The organism is Luteolibacter sp., assembly GCF_039920825.1.
In the GTDB taxonomy this organism is placed as follows: domain Bacteria; phylum Verrucomicrobiota; class Verrucomicrobiia; order Verrucomicrobiales; family Akkermansiaceae; genus Luteolibacter.
This window is the reverse complement of record NZ_JBDSCX010000066.1, coordinates 45,650-51,999: the sequence shown is the minus strand read 5'-3', so window position 1 is coordinate 51,999 and position 6,350 is coordinate 45,650. Positions and strand designations below refer to the sequence as shown.

The following is a 6,350-nucleotide window of genomic DNA, read 5'->3' as shown; positions in this document are numbered from 1 at the left end:
CCTATTCCGACCCCGCGACCCCGGTCAATCCATTTTGTGATCTTTTTTGAAGGTTTTTTCAAACACCCACCCCAACCCGCTGAAATCAAACGGGTTGGGTGATGAAATTTCAAAACACGGATCATCTGACATCGGGATTGGGGGACATGGAATGTTTCGGGATCATAAGTATCCGAACAGATTCCGGTGACAATCCAGCCACGCGGCTAGGAACTTCCTACATGCTCGCGTTTTGAGCAAGCGACGTTGCCATTCAGAAGCCTTCCGGCAGGCATTTGCGAAGATGCAGCGTCACGGAAAATCCACCATTGGAGGGCAATGCTGCCGTCGCCTCTCCTCCACAGGCCTCGATGGCGGTGCGAACAATCGCCAAACCGAGCCCTGTCCCGCCAGTATCCCGGCTGCGGGAACGATCCGGGCGATAAAAGGGTTCGAAAAGCCGGGAAAGTTCGTCCGGAGGAACTCCCGGGCCATCGTCTGTCACAGTGATCTCTACAAAGTCGGGGCCATTTGCCGCATGGACCGCAATGTTCGCCTGAGGTCCGGCGTGAATCCTTGAATTGCGGATGAGATTCCCAATGGCTCTACCAAGCAACGAGCTGTCGGCAACAGCTGTTAGTTCCGGGGAAATCTGGATTTCAGGAGCTTTTTCTCCTCCCTCCCGTGCGGAGATTTCTCGAATGAGAGGCTCAAGGGAAACCATTTGAAGGCGGGGCGCACGGTTACCGGCTCGCGAGAAAGCCAGGATTTCCTCAACCAGCGTAGCAAGCTCTCCCGCATCGGATTCGATCTGGAGCAAGTTGGGCTGTTCGGATTCCGCCAGCTTCATTTCGAGGATTCCAAGCCCCGTTCGCAAGCGGGCAAGCGGGGCACAGAGCTCATGGGCGGCATCTCCAAGAAACCTCTTTTGTCCGGAAATCAGATGATCGAGACGGCTAGCCATTGTCTCGATCGCATGCCCCAGGTTTCCGAGTTCGTCATTACCACGGGAAGGCAGCGAGACATTGAACTGACCTGCCGCAATGCGATCGGCAGCGCCTGTTAGCCGCCGGATATAGCGGGTGATTCCCCAAACAAAGGGTGTCCAAAACGTAAGGCTTAGGGCAAGAACCGCCAAACCTCCCCACAGCCAGGGTTTGAAATCGAAGAACATTCCGGAGCCATCAAGGCTGTCGGCCCGCACTAAGAGCACCCTTGGATGTCGAGGTTGGCCGGGAGGCCCAGGAAGAACTACTTGGATACCGGCCCAGTAGCCATCTCCACCTTCACCCCGCACCAGAAAGGCGGGACGGCTGGGAGGAAGCGGATCATCCCGCCTGTTACCAACCACTCCCCCCAACGGTCTTCTGCCGGGTGGCGGCGGCCTCTCGTCAAAATCATCGGGAAACGGTAAATCATCGCCTTCCGGAGGTCCATCCGCGCCGATCGGAGGAGGCCCGCGACGAACCGGCGGACCGGGCTGGGGAGGAACCGAGGTCCTGGCCCTCTCCAACACATTTTTCGGAACCCGGAACGGAATGCTATCCGGACGCATCTGGTCGAACATCGCGGACCTAACATTTTTCGTCTTCGCCAGCGGCTCGATCAGGGCATTCCATTCCGTCGGCGGGTGATAGAGGATTTTTTCGCGGGCCTCATCGCCAAAAGCCCTCAGCCGGTCACCTGCGGAACCGCTGAGAAGCGAGTCGAGACCGAGGCCCAGCTGCCAACCCACGAATCCGACGAAGGCCAATGCCAGGATCAGGAGATGCAGAAGCAACCAACCTAACACCTTCGCCAGCAGGGGGACATGCGGGCGGGCATTCATGACTGGCTGAAATCGGAGGTCTCGGGCTCGTGGAGCGAGTATCCGATCCCGCGGATGGTGCGGATGAAACGCGGATTCTTCGCGTCATCGCCAAGTTTCCTCCGAAGCGACGAGACATGGACGTCGATGGAGCGGTCAAAGACATCGAAGCGCCGTTCAGACACCTCCTCGATGAGCCGTTCGCGGGTTTTTACGCGGCCTTTTGATTTGAGAAGGGCTGCTAGAATCGCGAATTCAAGAGTCGTTAGATCAAGCACGTTGTCGCCGAGGACAGCGGTATGGGTGTCTTCGCACAAACGCAGCGAGCCGGCAGTGAGTTCGCGAAGCCCATCTTCCTCCTCACTCACCCGAAGCCGCGAACGGCGGGTCACCGCCCGCAATCGCGCCAGCAACTCCCGCGACGAAAATGTCTTCGGCAGATAGTCGTCCGCACCGATCTCAAGCCCGACGATCCGATCCGCCTCATCACCCAGCGCGGTCAACATCAGAACGGGAACATCGGATTTTTTCCGAAGCTCGCGGAGGACGGCGAACCCATCCATTCCCGGCATCATCACGTCGAGAATCACCGCCTCGTAGGGAGAGGCCAACGCTTCCGCCAAGCCCTCCGGTCCGTTGTGGCGGAGTTCAACGTCATATCCCATCGGCGTCAAATAGTCGCGAATCAGACCGGCGAGCTTTCGATCGTCATCAACGACAAGGAGCCGGGGATTCCCCTGAGTTTTCATCATCGGTGATCTATTAGCAGGCCGGTTGGGGCCAAGCCCACCGCATTTACACAAATTTTACATTTTTGCGGTTGGTTCCACACACGGAGTTCACAAGAGGACTGTTTTATCGGCATCGTTCCCCATGGGAATGAGCCAACAAGCCACCTACAAAAACCATGAAAGCAAACCGAATCCCATTGTTACTCGCCTTGGCCGCCACCGCCGCGATCACCACTCTCACAGCCAGCGCCAAGGAGCCCAAGCCACCCCAACCCTTGCTTCCCGTTCTGGATGCCAATCGCGACGGCGAGCTCTCCCCGGACGAGATCAACAACTCTTCGAATGCTCTCGCCGACCTCGACAAGAACGGCGACGGCCAACTCACCCGCAAGGAACTCATGCCGCCACCGAAAAAGGGAAAAGACGCGGACATGGGGCCACCTCCACCACCTCCAGGCAAGCGTCCTCCCTTGCTGATCGCCGTGTTGGATCTGAATAAGGACGGTATTCTTTCCGCGGATGAAATCGAAGAAGCACCGACTTCACTCGCAACCCTGGACAAGGATGACGACGGCACCATTTCCCGCAAGGAATTGAATCCCGGAAAACCTCCGATCAAGGCCTGAATCCCCTCGGAGAAAATCCGCCAAAACAAAAGACCGGAGCCACGGTTCGATCCTTGGAAATCTCCACTCCGAACCAGCCCCGAAAATTATCTAACCATGAAAACACCAACCATCCAATTGGCCCTCGCCCTGGCAGCGTGCATCGCCGCCTCGGCCCAGCCACCCCCACCACGGGGCGACCGGCGTCCGCCGCCAGTCCCTCCCGTATTCGCCGCACTCGATACCGATCATGACCGGGTGCTTTCCGCAGATGAGATCAACGCCGCCGTCGAAGTCCTCAAGACCCTCGACAAGAATGGCGACGGTGAAATCACCCTCGAAGAACTGCGCTTGCCGCCGCCGAAGGACCCGAAACGTCCGAAGGATCCCAAAGGTCCGAAAGATCCCCCGCCTAACAAACCACCCGCTCCTCCGGTGATTGCCGCGCTGGATGCGGATCATGACGGCACGCTTTCCGCTGAAGAACTCGCGAACGCTCCGGAATCCCTCAAGGTTCTGGACAAAAACGGAGACGGCGAGCTTTCCCCCGAAGAACTGCGCCCGTTCGGACCACCACCGCCACCGCGCGATGATGCGAAGGACGAAGGCGTCGAATAAGAACGACCCGAAAAAACCCGATCCCGTTCCGGTGCAATGCCGGAGCGGGATTTTTGTTTCGGGATGGCAATCAAACGTCGTCCCAGAAACCGTGGATCTTGTCGATTTCCCGGCGGTCGCGCTTGGTCGGGCGGCCTTTGGTGGCTTCCCGTTTCGCGGCGAGCCAGAGTTTCAAAGCGTCGTAAACTTCCGGCTTGGTTAGATCTCCGTAACAGGCTTGGGCTTCCGGCGCGCCCACCCGCTTTTCAATCACTGCCTTCACGGAAATCAGCCGGAATCCCGGACCCTCGATGAAGGGAATCTCCAACAAATCCCCCGGCTGGACCGGCGAGGCGGATTTCATCGGATGGCCGTTGCGTTTCACCTTTCCGTTAGCGCATGCCTCCGCCGCGAGCCCGCGGGTTTTGAAAAACCGGGTCGCCCACAACCACTTGTCGGCACGGGAGGATTCAGACATGGCCGTTCATTTCGCCGGGGAATTTGCAAGAAACCACGGAAATCCGCAACAACGACCTCTTACATTCATCTCAGGCGATTGGAATAGCGGTTGCCGGGAAACCCGCTACAAGGAAGTCCTATGCAAACATTACCGTTTGGTCCGCCCTGCTACCTATCAGGAATCTTCGAAACCCTGTCACCCTACTCACTGTGGCTCTGGCCACTTGGCGCGCTGGTGGTGGTGCTGCTTTTTTGGCGAAAACTTCTCCAGGCACTCTTTGGCGTCGTCATCATTCCAGAAGACAGAATCGGACTCGTGACCAAGAAATTTGTCATTTTCGGCAAACACAAGGAGCTGCCCAGCGGCCGGATCATCGCGCTCAACGGCGAGGCCGGTTTTCAATCACAAACCCTCGCACCCGGCCTCTATTTCTGGAAATGGATCTGGCAGTATGAAATCACGCTGCAACCCCTGGCGGTCATCCCCGACGGCCTCATCGGACTGATCATGTCCAAGGATGGTGGAGAACTCCAAGCCGGTGCGGTGCTCGCGCGGCGGGTCGATTGCCAGATGTTTCAGGACGCGGAAATGTTCCTCCGTTCCGGCGGACAAAAAGGCCGCCAAGCCGCATTCCTTACGCCCGGAACCTATCGGATCAACACCTTCCTGTTCGAAGTCACGCTCGCGAAGATGACCCAGATCAAGGAAAACATGGTGGGCATCGTCACCACTCTTGACGGAGCTCCACTGCCCGAAGGCCAGATCGCCGGCCGCGTGACCGAGGGCCACAGCAACTTCCAGAACGCCGACGCTTTCCTCTCCGCCGGTGGCTGCCGCGGACTCCAACCGCAGGTGATTCTAGCAGGTTCTTATTTCCTCAACACCTGGTTCGTCCACATCGAGGAAATCCCGATGACTGAGATTTCCATCGGTTCCGTCGGCGTCGTCATCAGTTACTACGGTGACGACGGCGTGGACGTCAGCGGCCTTGATTTCAAACACGGCAACATCGTTGCCAAGGGCCACAAAGGCGTCTGGGCGGAACCGCTCGGACCTGGCAAATACCCGCTCAACACCTACATCCTGCGCATCGAGCATGTTCCCACCACCAACCTCGTCCTCAACTGGGCCAATGCCCGCAGCGAGGCGCACCAGCTCGACAAACACCTCTCCACCATCACCGTGCGAAGCAAGGACGGCTTCCCCTTCAACCTCGACGTCTCACAGATCATCCACATTCCCATGATCGAGGCCAGCAAGGTCATCGCCCGTTTCGGCAACATGAACAATCTGGTCTCTCAGGTGTTAGAGCCGACCATCGGCAACTACTTCCGAAACAGCGCGCAGGACAGCGACGTCATCGCCTTCCTCTCCACCCGTAAAGAACGCCAGGCCTCCGCCCGCAACCACATCAATGCCGTCCTCGACCAATACAACGTCAACGGCGTGGACACCCTCATCGGCGATATCGCCCCGCCCGATTCACTCATGAAAACCCTCACCGACCGGAAAATCGCCGAGGAGCAGAAGGTCACCTACGACACCCAGCGGATGGCACAGGAAACCCGCCAGAACCTCGAAAAACAAACCGCCATCGCGGACATTCAGAAACAGATCGTGCAAGCCGACCAAGGTGTGCAAATCGCCGAACGCGTCGCCGATGCCGCCGTGAAAAAAGCCGGTGGTGACGCCGCCAGCGTCAAGCTCAATGCCGCCGCCGAAGCCGAACGCGTCAAGGTCACCGCCGATGCCGAGGCCCGCCGCATCGCCCTCACCGGTAATGCGGAAGCCGAGAAGATTCTCGCGATCGGCAAGGCCAACGCCGAGTCCTATCAGCTCCAGGTCAACGCCATGGGCGGCGACAATTTCACCCGCACCAAGATCGCCGAAATCATCGGCAAGGACAAGGTGAAGGTCATGCCCGACATCCTCATCACCGGCGGTGGCAATGATTCTAACGGAGCGCTCTCCGGCTTGCTCGGGATGAAACTCATGGAAGAACTCGGCGGAAAAACCATTCCGGCGACGGTGCCGAAAGCGCAGACATCCGCACCTGCGGCTGATCCGCTGAGCTGAGTTTGAAATACGACATATGGGCCCCAATAGGACCTATGGGGCCCATATGTTTTCCATCCTGTTTCTAAAAACCCGCCATCACACTTGCGGGGTGG

At 58.1% G+C, this 6,350-nt stretch carries 6 protein-coding genes; 3 read left to right on the top strand and 3 right to left on the bottom strand.

Annotation, left to right across the window (positions count from 1 at the left end):
* Window positions 1–253: 253 nt before the first annotated feature.
* Window positions 254–1,807 (bottom strand): HAMP domain-containing sensor histidine kinase, encoded by a 1,554-nt coding sequence (locus ABIQ96_RS19450; protein ID WP_348216303.1) that lies wholly within the window; start codon window positions 1,805–1,807, stop codon window positions 254–256.
* The gene (locus ABIQ96_RS19445) at window positions 1,804–2,538 is read right to left on the bottom strand and encodes a response regulator transcription factor (RefSeq protein WP_348216302.1); all 735 of its coding nucleotides are present in this window, start codon (window positions 2,536–2,538) and stop codon (window positions 1,804–1,806) included. Before ABIQ96_RS19445 ends, ABIQ96_RS19450 begins: the two co-directional genes overlap by 4 nt.
* A gap of 155 nt (window positions 2,539–2,693) precedes the next feature.
* On the opposite strand from ABIQ96_RS19445, the gene ABIQ96_RS19440 reads away from it, so the two are divergent.
* Window positions 2,694–3,143: a hypothetical protein gene (locus ABIQ96_RS19440; protein ID WP_348216301.1), complete on the top strand. Its 450-nt coding sequence runs from the start codon at window positions 2,694–2,696 to the stop codon at window positions 3,141–3,143.
* Window positions 3,144–3,239: 96 nt separating this feature from the next.
* Complete coding sequence (locus tag ABIQ96_RS19435) at window positions 3,240–3,740, top strand: hypothetical protein (RefSeq protein ID WP_348216300.1); 501 nt, start codon at window positions 3,240–3,242, stop codon at window positions 3,738–3,740.
* A 70-nt stretch (window positions 3,741–3,810) separates the two neighbouring features.
* Here the strand turns inward: ABIQ96_RS19435 and ABIQ96_RS19430 are convergent, their stop codons facing one another.
* Window positions 3,811–4,197 (bottom strand): RNA-binding S4 domain-containing protein, encoded by a 387-nt coding sequence (locus tag ABIQ96_RS19430; protein ID WP_348216299.1) that lies wholly within the window; start codon window positions 4,195–4,197, stop codon window positions 3,811–3,813.
* A 120-nt stretch (window positions 4,198–4,317) separates the two neighbouring features.
* On the opposite strand from ABIQ96_RS19430, the gene ABIQ96_RS19425 reads away from it, so the two are divergent.
* Window positions 4,318–6,255 carry an SPFH domain-containing protein gene (locus ABIQ96_RS19425; RefSeq protein ID WP_348216298.1) on the top strand — a complete coding sequence of 646 codons (1,938 nt, stop codon included), beginning with the start codon at window positions 4,318–4,320 and terminating at the stop codon, window positions 6,253–6,255.
* Window positions 6,256–6,350 lie beyond the last annotated feature (95 nt).

Bases quoted from the DNA above. Each gene is read 5' to 3' on its own strand.
- ABIQ96_RS19425 (WP_348216298.1), top strand. From the start codon at position 4,318: ATGCAAACATTACCGTTTGGTCCGCCCTGCTACCTATCAGGAATCTTC.
- ABIQ96_RS19450 (WP_348216303.1), bottom strand. From the start codon at position 1,807: ATGAATGCCCGCCCGCATGTCCCCCTGCTGGCGAAGGTGTTAGGTTGG.
- ABIQ96_RS19445 (WP_348216302.1), bottom strand. From the start codon at position 2,538: ATGATGAAAACTCAGGGGAATCCCCGGCTCCTTGTCGTTGATGACGAT.
- ABIQ96_RS19440 (WP_348216301.1), top strand. From the start codon at position 2,694: ATGAAAGCAAACCGAATCCCATTGTTACTCGCCTTGGCCGCCACCGCC.
- ABIQ96_RS19435 (WP_348216300.1), top strand. From the start codon at position 3,240: ATGAAAACACCAACCATCCAATTGGCCCTCGCCCTGGCAGCGTGCATC.
- ABIQ96_RS19430 (WP_348216299.1), bottom strand. From the start codon at position 4,197: ATGTCTGAATCCTCCCGTGCCGACAAGTGGTTGTGGGCGACCCGGTTT.